Genomic DNA, 16,708 nt, shown 5'->3' on the forward strand with positions numbered 1-16,708 from the left:
TCGATACGCATTTGCCTCCCATCGGGAGGCAAATGCGTCCGTTTATCGGTCAGTGCACTCCGGCATTGAGGAACATTCCCCCGTCGACGACGAGAGTTTGTCCAGTTACCCATTCCGCTTGTGCAGATGTAAGGAATGCGGCGGCGCCCCCGATGTCCTCCGGCAGACCGAGCCTGCCCAGCGGGTAGGCGGCGGCGGCCTCCTGCTCCCGGCCCTCGTAGAGCGCCTGCGCGAACTTGGTCTTGACCACGGCCGGGGCGATGGCGTTCACCCGCACCCGGGGGGCCATCTCGTGGGCGAGCTGGAGGGTGAGGTTGATCATCGCGGCCTTGCTCATCCCGTACGCCCCGATGAAGGGCGAGGCGGAGACGCCCGCGATGGAGGCGATGTTCACGATCGCCCCGCCGTTGTCCTTCTGCCAGGCGTGCCAGGTCCGCTGGGCGAAGCCCAGGGCGGAGATCACGTTGGTCTCGAAGACCTTCCGCGCCACGCCGAGGTCCAGGTCCGCGATGGGCCCGAACACCGGGTTGGTTCCCGCGTTGTTCACCAGGAAGTCGACGCGGCCGAAGGCCTCCATCGTCCGCTCCACGGCGACGGCCTGGTGCGCCTCGTCGTGCGCCTTGCCCGCCACGCCGATCACCCGGTCCGCGCCGAGCCGCTCGACGGCCTCCTTCAGCGCGTCCTCGTTGCGCCCGGTGATGCAGACCCGGTCGCCCCGGGCCACCAGCGCCTCGGCGATGCCGTGGCCGATGCCCCGGCTCGCGCCGGTGATCAGCGCGACCTTGCCGCTGTCGATGCCGTTGTACGTCATGCCGTACGCCCTGCCTCTCGTGGACGGGTCAGTTGAGCGGGCCGCCGGCCACGTACATGACCTGGCCGGAGACGAAGCCCGCGGCCTCGCCGGTGAAGAAGGCGATGGCGTTGGCGATGTCGTCGGGGCGGCCGACGCGCTGGACGGGGATCTGGGTGGCGGCGGCGGCCTGGAACTCCTCGAAGCCCATGCCCACCCGGGCGGCAGTCTGGGCGGTCATCTCCGTCACGATGAAGCCCGGGGCGACGGCGTTGGCGGTGACGCCGAACTTGCCGAGCTCGATGGCCAGGGTCTTGGTGAAGCCCTGGAGACCCGCCTTGGCGGCGGCGTAGTTGGCCTGGCCGCGGTTGCCCAGCGCCGAGCTGCTGGAGAGGTTCACGACGCGGCCGAACTTGGCCTCCACCATGTACTTCTGACAGGCCCGCGCCATCAGGAACGCGCCCCGCAGATGCACGTTCATGACCGTGTCCCAGTCGGTGTCGCTCATCTTGAAGAGCAGGTTGTCCCGGAGCACGCCGGCGTTGTTGACCAGGATGGTCGGGGCACCGAGCGCGCTCGCCACCCGCTCGACGGCCGCCTCCACCTGGGCGCTGTCGGAGACGTCGCAGCCGACCGCCAGGGCCCTGCCGCCGGCCGCGGTGATCGCCTCCACGGTTTCCTTGCAGGCCGCCTCGTCGAGGTCGAGCACGGCGACCGCGCGGCCTTCGGCGGCCAGGCGCACGGCGGTGGCGGCGCCGATGCCCCGGGCTGCCCCGGTGACGATCGCTACGCGCTGCTCGGTGGTGGACATGCTGGATCTCCTCGCCCTTGAGAGACGGCCGCCCAGAGGTGAGCAACCGCTTAGTAGCTTCAGCTGAGGAGACGCTAGGAGCCCCGGCACCGGGTGTCAACGCCAGCATGCCGTGCGTGGCGCGCGGGAGCCCCCGGGCAGCGCCCGGGGGCTCCGCGTCGAAGCCGGACCGTCAGCGGACCAGGAGGTCGAAGAGCCGCCGCGTCTCCGCCGCCGGGTCGGCGGTCAGACCGGTGTGCACCGGACCGGGCTGCACCACCGTGCTGCGGGGCGCGATCAGCCAGCGGAACCGCCGGCCGGGATCGTCGCCCGCCGCCTGCCCGGCCGACTCTCCGCCCGCGCAGAGCCCCTCGACCCCGCGCAGCGCCGCCCGGATCCCGGCCACGTCGGCCCGCGGATCCAGCGCGGCGAGCTTCGCCTCGTCGAGGTGGGTGCGCGCGGCGACGTACCCGTGCGCGCGGCAGTAGACGATGACCCCGGCGTTGAAGCACTCGCCGCGCTCCATCCGGGGCACCACGCGCACCAGCGCGTATTCGAAGACGTCCCGCTCGGTCACTCGTCGCCGCTCTTCTTCTCGGTCGGGTGGGGCTGGGGCGGGAGGCGCTCGGCGAGCCAGCCGGGCGGGCCCGACCTCGGCCGGACCTCGGCCTCCATGGTGATCCGCTCGTGGATCGTCGCGGCGCGCGGGAGCAGTGCCTCCACGTAGGCGCGGCGGACCGCGTCGGTGGAGCCGAAGCCGGGCTCGTCGACCAGCCACTCGTCGGGCACGTCCGCGGTGACCTCGGTGAGCAGCTCCTCGGTGACCAGCGGCGCGAGCGCGGCCGCGGCCGCGGCGATGTCCGGGCCGACGGGGGCCAGGACGTGGTCGGAGGCGTTGTAGGGCTTGGCGGAGGCGGCCTGGGCGGTGGGCCAGTTGTGGTGCCAGATCATGGTGGCGCCGTGGTCGATGAGCCACAGGTCGCCGTGCCAGACCAGCATGTTCGGATTGCGCCAGGACCGGTCGACGTTGTTGATCAGGGCGTCGAACCAGACCACGCGGCCGGCCTCGACCGGGTCCGCCCGGTAGGCGAGCGGGTCGAAGCCGATCGAGCCCGGCAGGTAGTCCATGCCCAGGTTGAGCCCACCGCTGGCCTTGAGCAGCTCCTGGACCTCCTGGTCGGGCTCGCCGAGCCCGATGACGGGGTCGAGCTGCATCTGCACCAGCCGCGGGACCCGCAGGCCCAGCCGCTGGGCGAGGCGCCCGCAGACGACTTCGGCGACCAGGGTCTTGCGGCCCTGGCCGGCTCCGGTGAACTTCATGACGTAGGTCCCGAGATCGTCGGCCTCGACGATCCCCGGGAGCGAGCCGCCCTCACGCAGGGGCGTGACGTAGCGGGTCGCGATCACTTCTGTGAGCATTTTCCCAGGCTAGCGGGCGGACGCGCACCACGATCCAAGGATTTTCCCGCAGGGCGGACCGCCGCCCGGCACGGGCGGAATCCGGGAGGGCCGGCGGCCGCTACCGGCCGGGCGGACGACCGCCGGGCAGAGCGCACGCCGCGGTACCTCCCGGCAGGCGGTGACGATGGTTCGCGATGAGCCGGTACCCGCCGTGGGCGGCCCACCGCACGGGAGGAAGCAGGAGCAGCCCGCGCCCACCGGCGCCCACGCCCCGACCGCGCTCAACAGCGCCTTCGCAACGGCCTGGGCGCCGCCGTACACATCGCCCGGGGGGGGCACCCACAGCACTCCGTGCCCGGCCCGTGCAGGGGTGACGCCGAGAGCCGCCGAGTCCGCGAACTGCCGGGGCTCCGCATGTGGGGCAGCCGGGGCCCGGTCAGATCGTGACCGGGCCGCGGGCGGTCTCGAACTCGATCGAGACCAGCCCCGGCGCCTCGTCCTCGACCCAGGTGACGTCGATCTGGTCGAGGGGATGGTCGGCCGGTTCGCCGAGAAATTCGGCGATGGAAACGGCGTCGCCCGCGATGGAGACGCCGTGGATGGTGGTGGAGGTACGCGGTCCGGCGCTCGGGCGCTCCTCTTCTGGGACCAGCCACTGCAGGAAATAGGGCAGTTGCGGGTCTTCCAGCAGTTCCAGCAGGCCGATCTGCTTCCACCTCAGGTCGAATCCGTCGGGGCGGACCCGGTGACCATCGGCCGAGGTGCGGCCGAGGCGGGCCTCGACCGGGGCGATGTCTTCGACGGAGACCACCCAACCGAGCCAGCCACCGCCCTCTGCGGCCCGGCGCGCGACCGCCCGGCCGAAGGGTGCGCGGTCGGCGGCAGGATGGTCGAGCGTGGTGACGACCTCGACGTAGGTGCCGCCGCTCAGCGGGAGAATGAAGTTGCGGGTGCCGAATCGCGGGTGGACGCCCCCGTCGACGAACCCGGCTCCGAGAGCCGATCCCATCCACTGGACGGTCGAGACGAAGCTGTCGCGGGCCACCGCATAGGACACGTGATCAAGTCGCACCGCGCCATCATGGCCCGCCTGCACCCACGAATCCCGGCGCCACGCCCGCCGCCCCGGCCGCGTACGGCCGCGTTCAGCGCGCGGCGGCGGTCCATTGGCCGAGGAGGGCTTCGGTCGTGGTGACGGCCGCCACCAGCGCGAGGGAGTTGCGGATCACCTCGGCCGTGCAGGACGCGGGCACGCCGGCGATGGCGTCGGCGGGGACGACGACCTGGTAGCCGAGGTTCACGGCGTCGAAGACGGTGTTCGGGATCGCGATGTTGGAGGAGACTCCGGTGACGACGAGGGTGCGCACGCCGAGGTTGCGCAGCAGGGCGTCCAGATCGGTGCCCGCCATCGGGGAGAGCCCGTGCAGCCGCCGCACCACCAGGTCCCCCTCGGCGACGGTGAGGGGGGCCGCGACCTCGACCGCCCGGCTCCCGGTGAGCTGGCGCACGGGCAGCTTCCCGGCGGCGCGGAACAGCCGCGCGTTCGTGCTGGCCCCGAGGCCGTCCGGGCGGCGCTCGGCGACCGCGTGCAGGACCTGCACGCCGGCCGCACGGGCGGCGTCGACCAGCGCGGCCACCCGCTCCAGCATCCCGGAGTCCCGGGCCTCCTTGGCCAGCTCGGGCAGGGCGCTCTCCTCGCCGACGACGCCGTTCTGGCATTCGACGGTGAGCAGCGCGGTGGTGGCGGGATCGAAGTCCGGCATGGCTCCCCCTGGCGTGGTGGCGGCGGAGCCCGCATGATTCCTGACACACAGTCAGATGTGAAGGGGCGTGGGCGTGGTGGACGGGACACGTGGGGGCGGGACGCAGCGGCGCGGCCGCCGCATCATGATGACGGACGAGGAACGGGACGCCTTCCTGCGCGAGCAGCGCACCTGCCGGGTGGCCACGGTCTCCCCCGACGGGCGTCCGCACGTGGGAGCCCTGTGGTTCGCCTGGGACGGCACCTCGATGTGGCTGTACTCGATCACGCGCAGCCGCCGCTGGTCCGACCTGCGCAAGGATCCCCGGATCTCGGTGGTGGTGGACTCCGGCGAGTCGTACGACGAGCTGCGCGGGGTCGAACTGTCGGGCACCGCGGTGTTCGTGGGCGAGGCCCCGCGCACCGGCGAGCCCTGTCCGGAACTGGCGGAAGCGGAAAGGATCTTCCCCGTGAAGAACTTCGGCATCGAGGAGATGCCGCACGACGGCCGGCACGCCTGGATCCGGCTCACTCCCGACGCGATCGTCTCCTGGGACTTCCGCAAGCTCTGAGCCGGCCGCGGTCTACGCCTCCACGCCCTCCACGGCTCCCACCGCCGCCGCGGCCGTCCGCAGGGCCTCGACGGCGGCCCGGATGGAGGGGCGGCGGCCCGCGTCCGAGCGCCAGACGGCGTACACGTGACGGCGTACGGCATCGGACACGGGCAGCAGCCTGACGCCGGGCGGCACCGGCCCGCGCCCCAGCCGGGGCGTCACGCACACGCCCAGTCCGGCCTCCACGAAGGCCAGCTGGGTGTGGTGTTCCTCGGCGATGTGCGCGATGCGCGGCTCGGTCCCGGTGCCGCGCAGGGTGAACACCAGCCACTCGTGGCAGAACTGGCCCTCGTTCCAGGAGATCCAGTCGTCCTCGGCGAAGTCGGCCAGCGAGATCCCCGCGCGGTCCGCCAGCGGATGGCCGGCCGGGACCGCGACGTCGGCCGCGTCGTCCAGCAGGTGGGCACGGGCCAGTTCGGCGGGCACCGGCATCCGCTTGTTGTGCCAGTCGATGGCCAGGGCCATGTCGAGGTCCCCGCGCACGACCGCCAGCATGGCCTCCTCGGGCTCCTGCTCCCGCACCATGACCCGCAGTTCGGGGTGGTCCGTGCGCAGGTCCGTCAGCGCCGCCGGCAGCAGGCCGCGCATCGCCGTCGGGAAGGAACCGATCCGCAGCTCGCCGACCGCCTGGCCGCGCTGGGCCTCGACATCGGCCTGGGCGAGTTCCACCTGCGAGATGATGCGGGCCGCGTGACCGGCGAGCAGCCGTCCGGCGTCGGTGAGGCGGACCCCGCGGCCGTTCTTGGCCAGCAGCGGCTGGCCGACCTCGCGTTCCAGCTTGGCCATTTGCTGGGAGACGGCGGAGGTGGTGACGTGGAGGCCGTCGGCCGCGCCGCTGACCGAGCCGTGCCGGGCGAGGGCGTCGAGGGTGCGCAGCCGCTCCAAGTTCAACATGTAAGCGATGCTACGCGGTTCATCGGAGGAAGTCTCGCTTGTCCTACGAGGTTACGCGGCGCACAGTGAGCGCATGAGCGCACCCACCACTTCCCGCCGGGCCCCCTCCCCCGCCCCCGTCAACCCCGTCGCCCCGCCCCGCACCGGGCCGAAGAGCGGCACCGGCGCCCTGGACTGGCGGCTGCGCTTCGCCCTCCTCTCGGTGGTCTGGGGCTTCAGCTTCCTCCTGATCAAGGTGGGCACGGAGGCGTTCGCACCCTTCCAGGTCGCCCTGGGCCGGGTCCTGTTCGGCGCGCTGGCCCTGCTGGCCGTGCTGCTGGTACGGCGCGAACGCCTGCCCCGGGGCCGGCGGACCTGGGGCCACCTCACGGTGGCGGCGCTCCTGCTGAACACTGCCCCCTTCTCGCTGTTCGCGTACGCCGAGCAGACCATCCCCTCCAGCCTCGCCGGGATCTGCAACGCCACCTCCCCCCTGTGGGGCATGGCGCTCTCCCTGGTCGCGCTCAGCGAGGACCGCCCGACCCGGCGCCGCTTCGCGGGGCTCGGGCTGGGCTTCCTCGGGGTCCTGACCGTCCTCGGCGCCTGGCAGGGCTTCGCGGGCATCGACGGCAGGGGCACCGCCCTGGCCCTGCTGGCCTCGCTCTGCTACCCGATCGGCTGGATCTACGTACGCCGCACCCTGGCGGGCACCCCCGGCTCCCCGGTGGCCCTGACGGGGGCGCAGCTCATGGTGTCCACGCTCCAGCTGGCGGCCGTGAGCGCCCTGTTCACCTCGGCCCCCACCGCCTTCCCGCTGTGGCCGGTCCTCGCGGTGGCCGCCCTGGGCGCGCTCGGCACGGGAATGGCCCTGCAGATGCAGTACGGGCTGGTGACGGAGGTCGGACCGACCACCGCGCAGATGGTCACCTATTTCATCCCGGTGATCGCCACGGCCGCCGGGGTGCTGGTCCTCGGCGAACAGCTGCACTGGAACACCCCGGTGGGCGCGGCCGTCGTCCTGGCCGGCGCGGCCCTCACCCAGTCCCGCCCCCGCCGCCCGGCCTGAACCCCTCCGGACGGTCCTCCCGGAACCCGGGCGGTCCCCCGACGGCTTCCGGCCCCGGCCCGGCCCCCCGACGCGGGGGCCGGGCGCTTGCCGGGCGGGCGGGCGGCCGGGTCAGTCGAAGCGGCCGCCGGACGCCGGACGGGCCGCCGCGGCCACCGCGTCGGCCAGCGGGACCACCTCCGCCGGGGACAGCCCGGACACGGTGATCCGCACGCCGGGGCCCGCCTCCACCCGGAACCGGGCCCCCGCCGCCACCGCCCACCCGGCCGCCAGCAGCCGGGTGACCGCCGCCGTCTCGTCGGCGACGGGCAGCCACACGTTCATCCCGCTGCGCCCGTGGGCCCGTACGCCCCGCTCCGCGAGCGCCGCGATCAGCCCGTCCCGGCGCAGCCCGTACGCGCGCGCCACCACCGACGGGTCCACGGCGCCGGAGCTCCACAGCTCCACGACCGCGCACTGGAGCAGCCGGCTGACCCAGCCCGGTCCCAGCCGCTGGCGGCCCCGGACCCGGTCCAGGGTCACCTCGTCACCGGTGAGCACCGCGACCCGCAGGTCGGGCCCGTACGCCTTGGCCGTGGAGCGGACCAGCGCCCAGTGCCGGGTCACCCCGCCCAGCGGGCACAGCGGCAGGTCCACGATGCCGTGCCCGTGGTCGTCCTCGATGAGCAGCACCCCCGGGTGGGCGGCCAGCAGGTCCCGCAGCTCCCGGGCCCGCTCCGCACCGACGACGGCCCCCGTCGGGTTCTGCGCGCGGGCCGTCACCACCAGGGCGCGCGCGCCGTCGGCGAGCGCCCGGGCGACCGCCGCCGGCACGGGCCCCTCGTCGTCGACGGCCATCGGGAGCACCTTGAGCCCCAGCGCGGGCGCCAGGTCCAGCAGCGCCCCCCAGCCCGGGTCTTCGACGGCGACCGCGTCCCCCGGCCTCAGGTGGGCGGCCAGCACCCGCTCGATGCCGTCCAGTGCACCCGAGGTCACCGCCACCGGCCCGGCCGGGACCCCCTCGGCCGCCAGGGCCGTCCGGGCCAGCCGGGCGAGGTCCGGGAGCACCGGGTCCTGCCCGTAGAGGGTCGGCTGCCGCGCGTACCGCCGGGCGGCGGCGGCCAGCGCCCCGTCCAGGGACGGCAGCAGCGCGACGTCGGGATTGCCCTGCGTGAGGTCGCGTACGCCGTCGGGGACGGGCGTGCGCAGCGCGTCGCGCGGGGCCGTCGCGGGGCGGGCCCGCACCCGGCTGCCGCGCCGTCCGTCCGTCTCGATGACCCCGCGTTCGCGCAGCGTCCGGTAGGCGGCGGCCACCGTATTGGGGTTGACGCCCAGTTCCCCGGCCAGCTCCCGCATGGGCGGGAGCAGGAATCCGGGCGCGAGCGCGCCGGATCCGACCCCCGATTCGACGCTCGCCGCGATATCCGATGCGCGACGGCCTGTGATCCGATACTCTCCTAGCACAAACCACATTATGCACTAATACAACGGAGCCCGCACCATGACCGCCACGCCCGCCGACGCCTACGCGCCCACCGACCGCACCGTCCCGAGCCGCGCCCGCCAGCGGGCGAGCTACGACCGCGAGACCGTGCACTCGATACTCGACCAGGCCTACGTCTGCCACCTCGGGTTCGTCCGCGACGGCGCGCCGGTGGTCCTGCCCACCCTCTTCGGCCGGGTGGGCGAGACCCTCTACATCCACGGCTCGACCGGCTCGCGCCCGCTGCTGGCGGCCGGCCGCACGGACCCGGGTCTGCCGGTCTGCCTCACGGTGACGCACGTCGACGGGCTGGTCCTGGCCCGGTCCGCGTTCCACCACTCGATGAACTACCGCTCGGTGGTCGTCCACGGCACCGCCCACCAGGTCACCGACGAGGCCGAGTGCCGCACGGCCCTGGACGCCCTGGTCAACCACGTCGTCCCGGGCCGCGCGGCCGACTCCCGGCCCGCCAACGCCCGGGAGCTCGCGGCGACGGCCGTGATCCGCCTGGACCTGACCGAGGTCTCGGCGAAGATCCGCACGGGCGGCCCCAACGACGACGCCGAGGACATGGACCTGCCGTTCTGGTCGGGCGTCGTCCCGGTCGCGCCGGCGTACGGGGCCCCCGTCCCGGCCGCCGACCTGGCCCCCGGCATCCCGACCCCGGACTACATCGCCGCGCTCTGAGGCCGCGGGGCGGGCCCGGCCACCGGCCCGGCACCGCCTCCGTCCCCAGCGGGGTCCCCGTCCGCGGCCCCGCCCCCGACCCCGCGCGCCTCGGCCACGATCAGCGCGCCCACCGCCGACAGCAGCAGTGCGGTGCCCAGCACCACCGGCCCGGTCAGCCGTTCGCCGAGCAGCCAGACGGCGATCGCCGCCGCGCTGACCGGCTCGATCAGCATGATCACCGACACCGTCGCGGCCCGCACCGCCGCGGCGCCGGTGAAGTACAGCGCGTACGCCAGCGCCGTCGGGACGGTGGCGACGTAGACCAGCAGCCACAGCACCCGGCCCCAGTCGGCGGTGTGCGGCGCCAGCCCCTCCAGCAGGGCGAACGGAAGCAGGCACACCGTGCCCACCCCGACCGACCAGGCGGTGGTGACCAGCGGGTCGCCACCGGCCCCGCGCCGGCCCAGCCACCGCGCCCGCAGGGTCATCGCCGCGTACCCGGCGGCCGACAGCAGCGCCCAGCCGACCCCGGCCGGCCGCACCTCGCCGCCCCCGGAGCCGAGCACCAGCACGGCCAGCCCGGCCAGCGCCCCGACGACGGCGGCCACCCCGCCCCGCCCCAGCCGTTCGGCCATCCAGTACCGGCCGCCCAGCGCGATCAGCACCGGGCCCGCCCCCAGGGTGACCACGGTGCCCACCGCCAGGCCGGTATCGCGGACGGCGGCGAAGTAGGCGGCCTGGAACAGGGTGAACAGCAACCCCGTCCCGATCAGCGAGCCCACCGAGGGCCGCCGCGCCCGCACCCGCGCGGGGCGGCGTACGGCGAGCACCCCCAGCAGCACGACCAGCCCGCCCGCACACCGCCAGAACGACAGGGCGAGCGGGCCGAGGTCACTGACCAGGAAGAGGAGGGAGGCGGCCGCTCCGGCGGTGCCCCAGGCGGCTCCGGCGACGACGAGGTACAGCAGACTGCGCCCGGCTGCGGGCGAATGGTTCGACACGTGTGTCTCCGCGCATGCGTGAAGGATGAAGGAAGCAGGTCATCGCTTCGCGGGCAGCGCGAACCGGCCCGGGAACTCCCGGGCGGGATCCTCGTACGAGTGGTGGCCGCCCGCGCTAGGCGGCGGGAGGCGGAAGCACGGTCGTCGGCATGCACCGCACCTTACGGGGTGCTCCCGAGCCGGACCAGGCCCGCCCCCTCCCACGACTACGCGTACGCCTGCGCCTACGCCTTCGAACCGGTCGGCTCCGGGGCCGCCAGTACGGACGGATCGGCGGCGCCCGGCGGGGTGGGCCGCGAGGACTGCGCGATGAAGGCACCGCCCAGCACCAGCGCCCCGCCCACGATCTGCGGGGTCGACAGGTGCTCGCCGAGCAGCACCCACGCCAGAACGGTGGCGATGACCGCCTCCAGGCAGGCCACCACGCCCGCCACCTGCGGGGAGAGCTTGCGCACCGAGACCACCCCGGTCAGGTACGCGAACACCGTGGCGACCAGCACCACCCAGCCCAGCAGTACCAGGGCGGGCACCCGCGTCCCGCCCAGCGCCGCGTCCCCGCCGAGCACCCCCCAGTCCATCCCCCAGGGCCGTGCGATCGCCGTCATGACCACGGCACCGATGATCATCCCGTACGCGATCACGCCCATCGGGTCGGGCACGTCGTCCCCGTCGGTGCCCTGGTCGGCGAAGACGAAGTAGAAGGCCTGGCAGCAGGCCGCGGCGAGGCCGAGCAGCACCCCGAGCGGGTCCAGGCTCAGCCCCGACCAGATCTCGACCACGCAGGCCAGCCCCACGACGGCCACCGCCGCGCCGGCCGCGGCCGCCCGGGTCACCGGCTTGCGCTGCACGAAACGGATCCAGCCGAGCAGCAGGGCCGGGCCCAGGTACTCCAGCAGCAGGGCCACACCGACCGGGATCCGCGACAGGGAGGCGAAGTAGAAGGCCTGTACGCCGGCCACCGCGACCAGGCCGAAACCGGCGAGGAGCAGGGGCTTGCGCCGCAGCAGAGCGCGGTGCCGCCAGGCCACCGGGGACAGCACCAGCGCCGCCCCGGCCACCCTGAGCCACACCACGTGCAGCGGGTCCAGACCCGCCTCGATCAGCGGCTTCGCCGCGACACCCGAACCACCGAACGCGCACGCCGAGACCAGGGCGAGGCCCAGCCCGGCGTTCTTCCCTGACGCTTGCATCGGGCCATCATGGCAGGGGCGGTCAGGAGCGTCACACAGGTGACGCCTGTTGAGACGTACCCGGCGCCGGAGCGGCCGCACACCCCCGGATCTGACTGGTCGTCAGTATTGAATGTTCCGCCCGCCGGGGCTACCTTCCGCCGCACGAACCCGACGAGAAGGGGTGGACGCATGGCTGAAGTCACCGCGGAATCACGCATCGAGGCGCCCGCCGCGAAGCTCTGGGCCCAGCTGACCGACTGGGACGCGTACGGGCAGTGGAGCATGACCCACACCAACTTCCCGAAGGGCGGTCCCGAGACCCTCGCCGTCGGCTCCACCTTCGCCGAGAACATGAAGATGATGGGCTTCCCCGCCGAGGTCCTGTGGACGGTGTCCGAGCTGGAGGACCAGCGGCTCTTCGCGATCACCGGCAAGGGGCCGATGGGCGTGGCCGTACTGACCCGCTACACCCTGGTCCCGGACGGCGGGGCCACCACCGTCCGCATCGACGGCGAGTTCACCGGCGCCGCCGTCTCCCTGATGGCGGGCAAGCTCAAGGACTCCGCGACCGCCGCGCTGAACGAGTCCCTGCGCAAGCTGGCGGGCCTGGTCGCCTGACCCCGGACACGCGTACGGCGCGCCCCGCGAGCGGTCTCGCGGGGCGCGCCGTCGCCGTGCCGGGAGGCCCGGCGGCCGGGATCAGTGCTCGTCGGCCAGGATCAGGTACAGCTTCTTGCGGGCGTCGTTGACGACCACGAGGGCCTTCTCGCGCTGCTCGGGCGTGCCGGTCTTGAAGACCTGCCCGAAGGCTTCCATCAGGCCGGCGCCGGCGGCACGGATCTCGTGCATCGCCTCGAAGTCGAAGCCGCGCCCGGCATCCGCCCAGGGGGCGTCCGGACCCGACTCGGCCTCGGCGCGGCCCGCGTCGGTGAGCGTGAACAGCTTCTTGCCGCCCTCGCTCTGGCTGGTGATGAGCCCCTCGTCCTCGAGCAGCTGGAGGGTCGGGTACACCGAGCCGGGGCTGGGCTTCCAGGCCCCGCCACTGCGCTCGCCGATCTCCTGGATCATCTCGTAGCCGTGCATCGGCCGGTCGGCGAGCAGCGCCAGGATGGAGGCGCGCACGTCACCGCGCCGCGCCCGGCCCCGGGGGCCGCCCCGTCCGCCGCGCCCGCCGAAGGGCCCGCCACCGAAGGGCGGCCCGAACGGCCCGAAGGCGGCGCGCCGCCCCTCGAACTCCTCCCGACGGTCCGGCCCGCAGTGGCCGTGACCCCGTCCGTGCTCATGTCCGTGGTCGTGCTGTCCACGTGAACGCATCACTGCGCTCCTTTCGTCATCGCTTGTCTCAGCGGTTGGTGTCGTTTCGACTCCTTCACTATCGCCGACTCATCGCGATGCGTCAACGATATATCGGAACCTATCTTCGACAGTCGGAGCGGAATGAACCCGTTCGGCACCCTCAGCGCTGCGGCGGCGGCGACGGAAACCTCACCCCCGTCCTGGCCCTGGGCGGCACCAAGCCCCTCTCCCGCACCTGATCCGCGGCCGTACGCCCGGCCAAGGCCAGTCATCCCGGATTGGCCTTGGCCCGCCCCCGGCCGGCTCCCCTACCGTCGGATCCATGCGCATCCGAATCGTCGACGCCTTCACCGACCGCCCCTTCCACGGCAACCCCGCCGGAGTCCTCGTCCTCGACGGCCCCTTCCCCGACGACGCCTGGCTCCAGCAGGTCGCGGCCGAGGTCAACCTCTCCGAGACCGCGTTCGTGCGGCCCCTGCCGCCCGGCGGGGAGGCCGACTGGGCACTGCGCTGGTTCACCCCGGCCGGCGAGGTCGACCTGTGCGGGCACGCCACGCTCGCGACCGCCCACGTACTGATCGAGGGCGGTCTCGCCCCGGGCCCGGTCCGCTTCGCCGCGCGCTGCGGGATCCTCACGGCCGGCGCGGGGGCGGACGGCGCGCTCACCCTGGACTTCCCGACCTCGTCCCTGACCCCCGTCGAGCCGTCCGCCGAGATCGCCCGCGCCCTGGGCGCCCCGGTCGTCTCCGTCCACGACACCGCCGCGCACATCGGCGACCTCCTGGTGGAGCTTGCCGACGAGCGGACCGTACGGGAACTGCGGCCCGACCACGCCGCCCTGCGCGACCGCGCCCGGCGCGGGGTGATCGTCACCGCGGCCGCCGAGGACCCGGCCGCGGGCTACGACTTCGTCTCCCGCGGCTTCTTCCCGCTGCACGGCATCGACGAGGACCCGGTGACGGGCAGCGCCCACACCGCCCTGGCCCCCTTCTGGGCGGCCCGCCTGGGCCGCACCACGCTGACCGGCCTGCAGGGCGGTGTTCGCCGCGGCCTGGTCGAGGTCACCCTCGCGGGCGAGCGCACCCTGCTCAGCGGCCGGGCGGTCACCGTGATCGACGGCGAACTGCTCGCCCGGCCCTGAGACGCGGGACGGCTACGGCCATGGATACGGCTACGGGGTGGGCAGCCAGCCCACCTTGCCCGCGAGCAGCGCGTAGCCGCCGAAGGCGACGATGTCGAGCAGCGCGTGCGCGACGACCAGCGGCCCCACCCGGCCCCAGCGCCGGTAGGCCAGCACGAAGACGACGCCCATCACCACGTTGCCGATGAACCCACCGATGCCCTGGTAGAGGTGGTACGAGCCGCGCAGCACCGCGCTGGCCAGCAGGGCGGCCGTCGGCGACCAGCCCAGCTGGCCGAGCCGGCGCAGCAGGTAGGCCAGCACGATGACCTCCTCCACCACGGAGTTCTGCACCGCGGAGAGGATCAGCACCGGGAACTTCCACCACACGTCCGGCAGCGCCTCCGGCACCACCGTCAGGTTGAAGCCGGAGGCCCTTGCCGCCAGGTAGAACGCCAGTCCCGCGCTCCCGATCCCGGCGGCGACCAGCGCCCCCCGGGCCAGGTCCCAGCCGGGACGGGTCCGGTCGAAGCCGAGGACGCGCAGGCCCGGGGCGCCCTCCCGGGTCAGCAGGTGCGCCACCAGCAGGACGGGCACCAGCGCGGAGGCGATCCCGAACAGCTGCCAGGCCAGGTCCAGCCAGGGCCGCCCGGGGGCGTACGAGCCGTTGAGCGTGGCGGCCTGGTCCTTGAGACCGCCCGGCTTGGTCAGCGACCCGACGAAGCTGATCAGCGCCGAGACGCCGCTCGCCCCCAGCGACAGCGCGAGGACCAGCAGCGTCTCGGTCCGCAGCAGACCCCGCCGCCCGTCCCCGCGCAGTTCCCCGACCACCGGCTCCGGTTCCGTGCGCACGCCCGACTCCCGTCCTGCCGTCCCACGGCGGCATCCTGTTCCGACCACCCCATACTGCCCCCTCGGCGGCCGGACGGGACCACCGGCTCAGCGCCGGGCGGCGGCGGCGCGGTCCACCTCCTGTTCCGCCGGGCCGACCGGCCAGGTGTGTACGGGGTCGCCCTTGTGCATCAGTTCGCTGTAGCGCCGGGTGGTCGCCGCCAGGGCGGCGTCGCGGTCCAGTCCGCCGGCGCGGGCCCGGTGGTAGGTGTCGACCTGCCAGGTGGCACCGTTCACCCGGCGCCGGCAGCGCTCCTCGATGATGCCGAGGTAGTGGTCCCGGTCGGCGGGTTCGATGCCCCACGCGTCCAGCCCGGCCGCGGCCATCGGCAGCAGCTCCTCCAGCACCAGCCGCACCGCGGGCACGCTCACCAGCCCCCCGGCGCGGCCCCGGCGCGGCCAGCGGATCCGCGCGTCGATCCCGTACCGGCAGGCCGCGTCGAAGTTGGCCTCCGCCTCCGCGAACGGCAGCCGGCTCCACACCGGGCGCGGTTCGTCCGCGAGGGTCCGGACGAGGCCGTAGTAGAAGGCGGCGTTGGCGACGACGTCGGCCACCGTGGGCCCGGCCGGCAGCACCCGGTTCTCCACGCGCAGGTGCGGCACCCCGTCGGCGACCCCGTAGACGGGCCGGTTCCACCGGTAGACGGTGCCGTTGTGCAGCACCAGCTCCTGGAGGCCGGGCACCCCGCCCTCGGCGAGCACCCGCAGTGGCTCCTCCTCGTCGCAGATCGGCAGCAGCGAGGGGAAGAAGCGGACGTTCTCCGCGAACAGCTCGTACGCCGAATCGACCCAGCGCTCCCCGAACCAGGTGCGCGGCCGCACCCCCTGCGCCTGGAGCTCGGGCGGCCGGGTGTCGGTGGCCTGGGTGAACAGCGGCGGCCGCGACTCGCGCCACAGCTCCCGCCCGAACAGGAACGGCGAGTTGGCGCCCACCGCTATCTGTACGGCGGTCACCGCCTGCGCGGCGTTCCACACGTCGGCGAACCGGGCCGGGGTGACCTGAAGGTGCAGTTGTACGGAGGTGCAGGCGGCCTCCGGCACGATCGACCCGGTGCTCCAGGTCAGCCGCTCGACCCCCTCGATGTCGAGCGTGAAGTCCTCCCCGCGCATCGTCAGGATCTGCTCGTTGAGCAGCGAATAGCGGTCCACGGCCGAGAGGTTGGCCGGCGCCAGGTCCGCCCGGGAGAGGGTGGGCAGGATCCCGATCATCACCACCCCCGCCTCGATTCCGGCCGCCTGCCGGTGGGCGTAGTGCAGCCCGGCGCTCAGCTCTTCGGCGAGCTGGTCGAAAACCCGGCCGCCGAGCCGGTGCGGAAGTACGTTGACCTCCAGATTGAACATTCCGAGTTCGGTCTGGAAATCGGGGCTGGCAATCCGCTCCAGTACCTGTGCATTCACCATGCGCGGCAAACCGTCGGCACCCGCGAGATTCAGCTCGATCTCCAGCCCCATCATGTTCTTGGGCCGATCGAACCTCTTCTCCGCCAGAAGCCGCTCCAGTCCCTCCAGGCACTCGTGAAGCTTCCTCCGATACCGATGCCGATCGGACAGGTCGAATCCGCCTGCCACGACCTTCTCCCCCATCGAATCGTCCCTCCTCCAGTGCCCGGCGCGGTGCACCCGGGCGCGCGTTACGGTCGATGATGCCCAGGCGCCGTGATCGATAACGCCGGTCCGGGGGGTCTGGCGGGGAGCGCGCGCCGGTATGGCCAGATGGGCGCTTCGGCACATTCACCTGGCAACTCGGCTTATGCACATTCCGCGTCGACTGTGCCGATTTCCCATAACCGGCGCTTTCCAGCCGAGCCCCCGTCGGGTAGCC

The 16,708-nt window shown here is 73.6% G+C and carries 18 protein-coding genes and 1 pseudogene; 5 read left to right on the plus strand and 14 right to left on the minus strand.

Annotated features, from left to right (window positions below; genetic code table 11):
* Window positions 1-49 precede the first annotated feature (49 nt).
* From ACGFXC_RS25165 to ACGFXC_RS25195, 7 genes and pseudogenes are all read right to left on the minus strand, one after another.
* The gene (locus ACGFXC_RS25165; RefSeq protein WP_351827553.1) at window positions 50-811 is read right to left on the minus strand and encodes an SDR family oxidoreductase; all 762 of its coding nucleotides are present in this window, start codon (window positions 809-811) and stop codon (window positions 50-52) included.
* Window positions 812-839: 28 nt separating this feature from the next.
* Window positions 840-1,601, minus strand: a complete 762-nt coding sequence (gene fabG, locus ACGFXC_RS25170) for a 3-oxoacyl-ACP reductase FabG (protein WP_393716327.1) — start codon at window positions 1,599-1,601, stop codon at window positions 840-842.
* Window positions 1,602-1,773: 172 nt separating this feature from the next.
* Complete coding sequence (locus ACGFXC_RS25175) at window positions 1,774-2,157, minus strand: DUF3037 domain-containing protein (protein ID WP_393716329.1); 384 nt, start codon at window positions 2,155-2,157, stop codon at window positions 1,774-1,776.
* Window positions 2,154-2,999: a HipA family kinase gene (locus tag ACGFXC_RS25180; protein WP_393716330.1), complete on the minus strand. Its 846-nt coding sequence runs from the start codon at window positions 2,997-2,999 to the stop codon at window positions 2,154-2,156. The genes ACGFXC_RS25175 and ACGFXC_RS25180 overlap by 4 nt, the downstream gene beginning before the upstream one ends.
* Window positions 3,000-3,099: 100 nt before the next feature.
* Window positions 3,100-3,389: pseudogene (locus tag ACGFXC_RS25185) on the minus strand (thiol-disulfide oxidoreductase DCC family protein); the annotation flags it as partial.
* Between the two features lie 28 nt (window positions 3,390-3,417).
* Window positions 3,418-4,053 carry a VOC family protein gene (locus ACGFXC_RS25190; protein ID WP_393716332.1) on the minus strand — a complete coding sequence of 212 codons (636 nt, stop codon included), beginning with the start codon at window positions 4,051-4,053 and terminating at the stop codon, window positions 3,418-3,420.
* Window positions 4,054-4,126: 73 nt separating this feature from the next.
* Window positions 4,127-4,744, minus strand: a complete 618-nt coding sequence (locus ACGFXC_RS25195) for a cysteine hydrolase (RefSeq protein WP_393716333.1) — start codon at window positions 4,742-4,744, stop codon at window positions 4,127-4,129.
* A gap of 124 nt (window positions 4,745-4,868) precedes the next feature.
* Between ACGFXC_RS25195 and ACGFXC_RS25200 the strand changes: the two genes are divergently transcribed.
* Complete coding sequence (locus ACGFXC_RS25200) at window positions 4,869-5,294, plus strand: pyridoxamine 5'-phosphate oxidase family protein (protein ID WP_393716395.1); 426 nt, start codon at window positions 4,869-4,871, stop codon at window positions 5,292-5,294.
* A gap of 12 nt (window positions 5,295-5,306) precedes the next feature.
* Here the strand turns inward: ACGFXC_RS25200 and ACGFXC_RS25205 are convergent, their stop codons facing one another.
* Window positions 5,307-6,230: a LysR substrate-binding domain-containing protein gene (locus ACGFXC_RS25205; RefSeq protein ID WP_393716335.1), complete on the minus strand. Its 924-nt coding sequence runs from the start codon at window positions 6,228-6,230 to the stop codon at window positions 5,307-5,309.
* Between the two features lie 73 nt (window positions 6,231-6,303).
* Between ACGFXC_RS25205 and ACGFXC_RS25210 the strand changes: the two genes are divergently transcribed.
* Complete coding sequence (locus tag ACGFXC_RS25210; RefSeq protein WP_393716337.1) at window positions 6,304-7,275, plus strand: DMT family transporter; 972 nt, start codon at window positions 6,304-6,306, stop codon at window positions 7,273-7,275.
* 111 nt (window positions 7,276-7,386) lie between these two features.
* On the opposite strand, the gene ACGFXC_RS25215 is transcribed toward ACGFXC_RS25210, so the two are convergent.
* Window positions 7,387-8,718, minus strand: a complete 1,332-nt coding sequence (locus ACGFXC_RS25215) for an aminotransferase class I/II-fold pyridoxal phosphate-dependent enzyme (protein ID WP_393716339.1) — start codon at window positions 8,716-8,718, stop codon at window positions 7,387-7,389.
* 37 nt (window positions 8,719-8,755) lie between these two features.
* On the opposite strand from ACGFXC_RS25215, the gene ACGFXC_RS25220 reads away from it, so the two are divergent.
* A complete protein-coding gene (locus ACGFXC_RS25220; protein ID WP_393716341.1) occupies window positions 8,756-9,424 on the plus strand; it encodes a pyridoxamine 5'-phosphate oxidase family protein in 669 nt (222 codons plus the stop codon).
* Here the strand turns inward: ACGFXC_RS25220 and ACGFXC_RS25225 are convergent.
* Window positions 9,406-10,407, minus strand: a complete 1,002-nt coding sequence (locus ACGFXC_RS25225; RefSeq protein WP_393716343.1) for a DMT family transporter — start codon at window positions 10,405-10,407, stop codon at window positions 9,406-9,408. The two genes, ACGFXC_RS25220 and ACGFXC_RS25225, sit on opposite strands and share 19 nt — an antisense overlap.
* Before the next feature lie 224 nt (window positions 10,408-10,631).
* Window positions 10,632-11,597 carry a DMT family transporter gene (locus ACGFXC_RS25230; protein ID WP_393716345.1) on the minus strand — a complete coding sequence of 322 codons (966 nt, stop codon included), beginning with the start codon at window positions 11,595-11,597 and terminating at the stop codon, window positions 10,632-10,634.
* Window positions 11,598-11,768: 171 nt separating this feature from the next.
* On the opposite strand from ACGFXC_RS25230, the gene ACGFXC_RS25235 reads away from it, so the two are divergent.
* Window positions 11,769-12,197 carry an SRPBCC family protein gene (locus ACGFXC_RS25235; RefSeq protein ID WP_393716347.1) on the plus strand — a complete coding sequence of 143 codons (429 nt, stop codon included), beginning with the start codon at window positions 11,769-11,771 and terminating at the stop codon, window positions 12,195-12,197.
* Between the two features lie 81 nt (window positions 12,198-12,278).
* Here ACGFXC_RS25235 and ACGFXC_RS25240 read toward each other — a convergent pair whose 3' ends face one another.
* Entirely contained in the window at window positions 12,279-12,893 is a 615-nt protein-coding gene (locus ACGFXC_RS25240; RefSeq protein WP_393716348.1) for a PadR family transcriptional regulator, read from the minus strand.
* 304 nt (window positions 12,894-13,197) lie between these two features.
* Between ACGFXC_RS25240 and ACGFXC_RS25245 the strand changes: the two genes are divergently transcribed.
* Window positions 13,198-14,016, plus strand: coding sequence for a PhzF family phenazine biosynthesis protein (locus tag ACGFXC_RS25245; protein ID WP_393716350.1), 819 nt, complete (start codon window positions 13,198-13,200; stop codon window positions 14,014-14,016).
* A gap of 30 nt (window positions 14,017-14,046) precedes the next feature.
* Here ACGFXC_RS25245 and ACGFXC_RS25250 read toward each other — a convergent pair whose 3' ends face one another.
* Both ACGFXC_RS25250 and ACGFXC_RS25255 read right to left on the minus strand, forming a co-directional pair.
* Window positions 14,047-14,847 carry a CPBP family intramembrane glutamic endopeptidase gene (locus ACGFXC_RS25250; RefSeq protein WP_393716351.1) on the minus strand — a complete coding sequence of 267 codons (801 nt, stop codon included), beginning with the start codon at window positions 14,845-14,847 and terminating at the stop codon, window positions 14,047-14,049.
* Window positions 14,848-14,934: 87 nt separating this feature from the next.
* Window positions 14,935-16,470: a glutamate-cysteine ligase family protein gene (locus ACGFXC_RS25255; protein ID WP_393716353.1), complete on the minus strand. Its 1,536-nt coding sequence runs from the start codon at window positions 16,468-16,470 to the stop codon at window positions 14,935-14,937.
* Window positions 16,471-16,708 lie beyond the last annotated feature (238 nt).

Source organism: Streptomyces sp. NPDC048507, assembly GCF_043199995.1.
Taxonomy (GTDB): Bacteria; Actinomycetota; Actinomycetes; order Streptomycetales; family Streptomycetaceae; genus Streptomyces.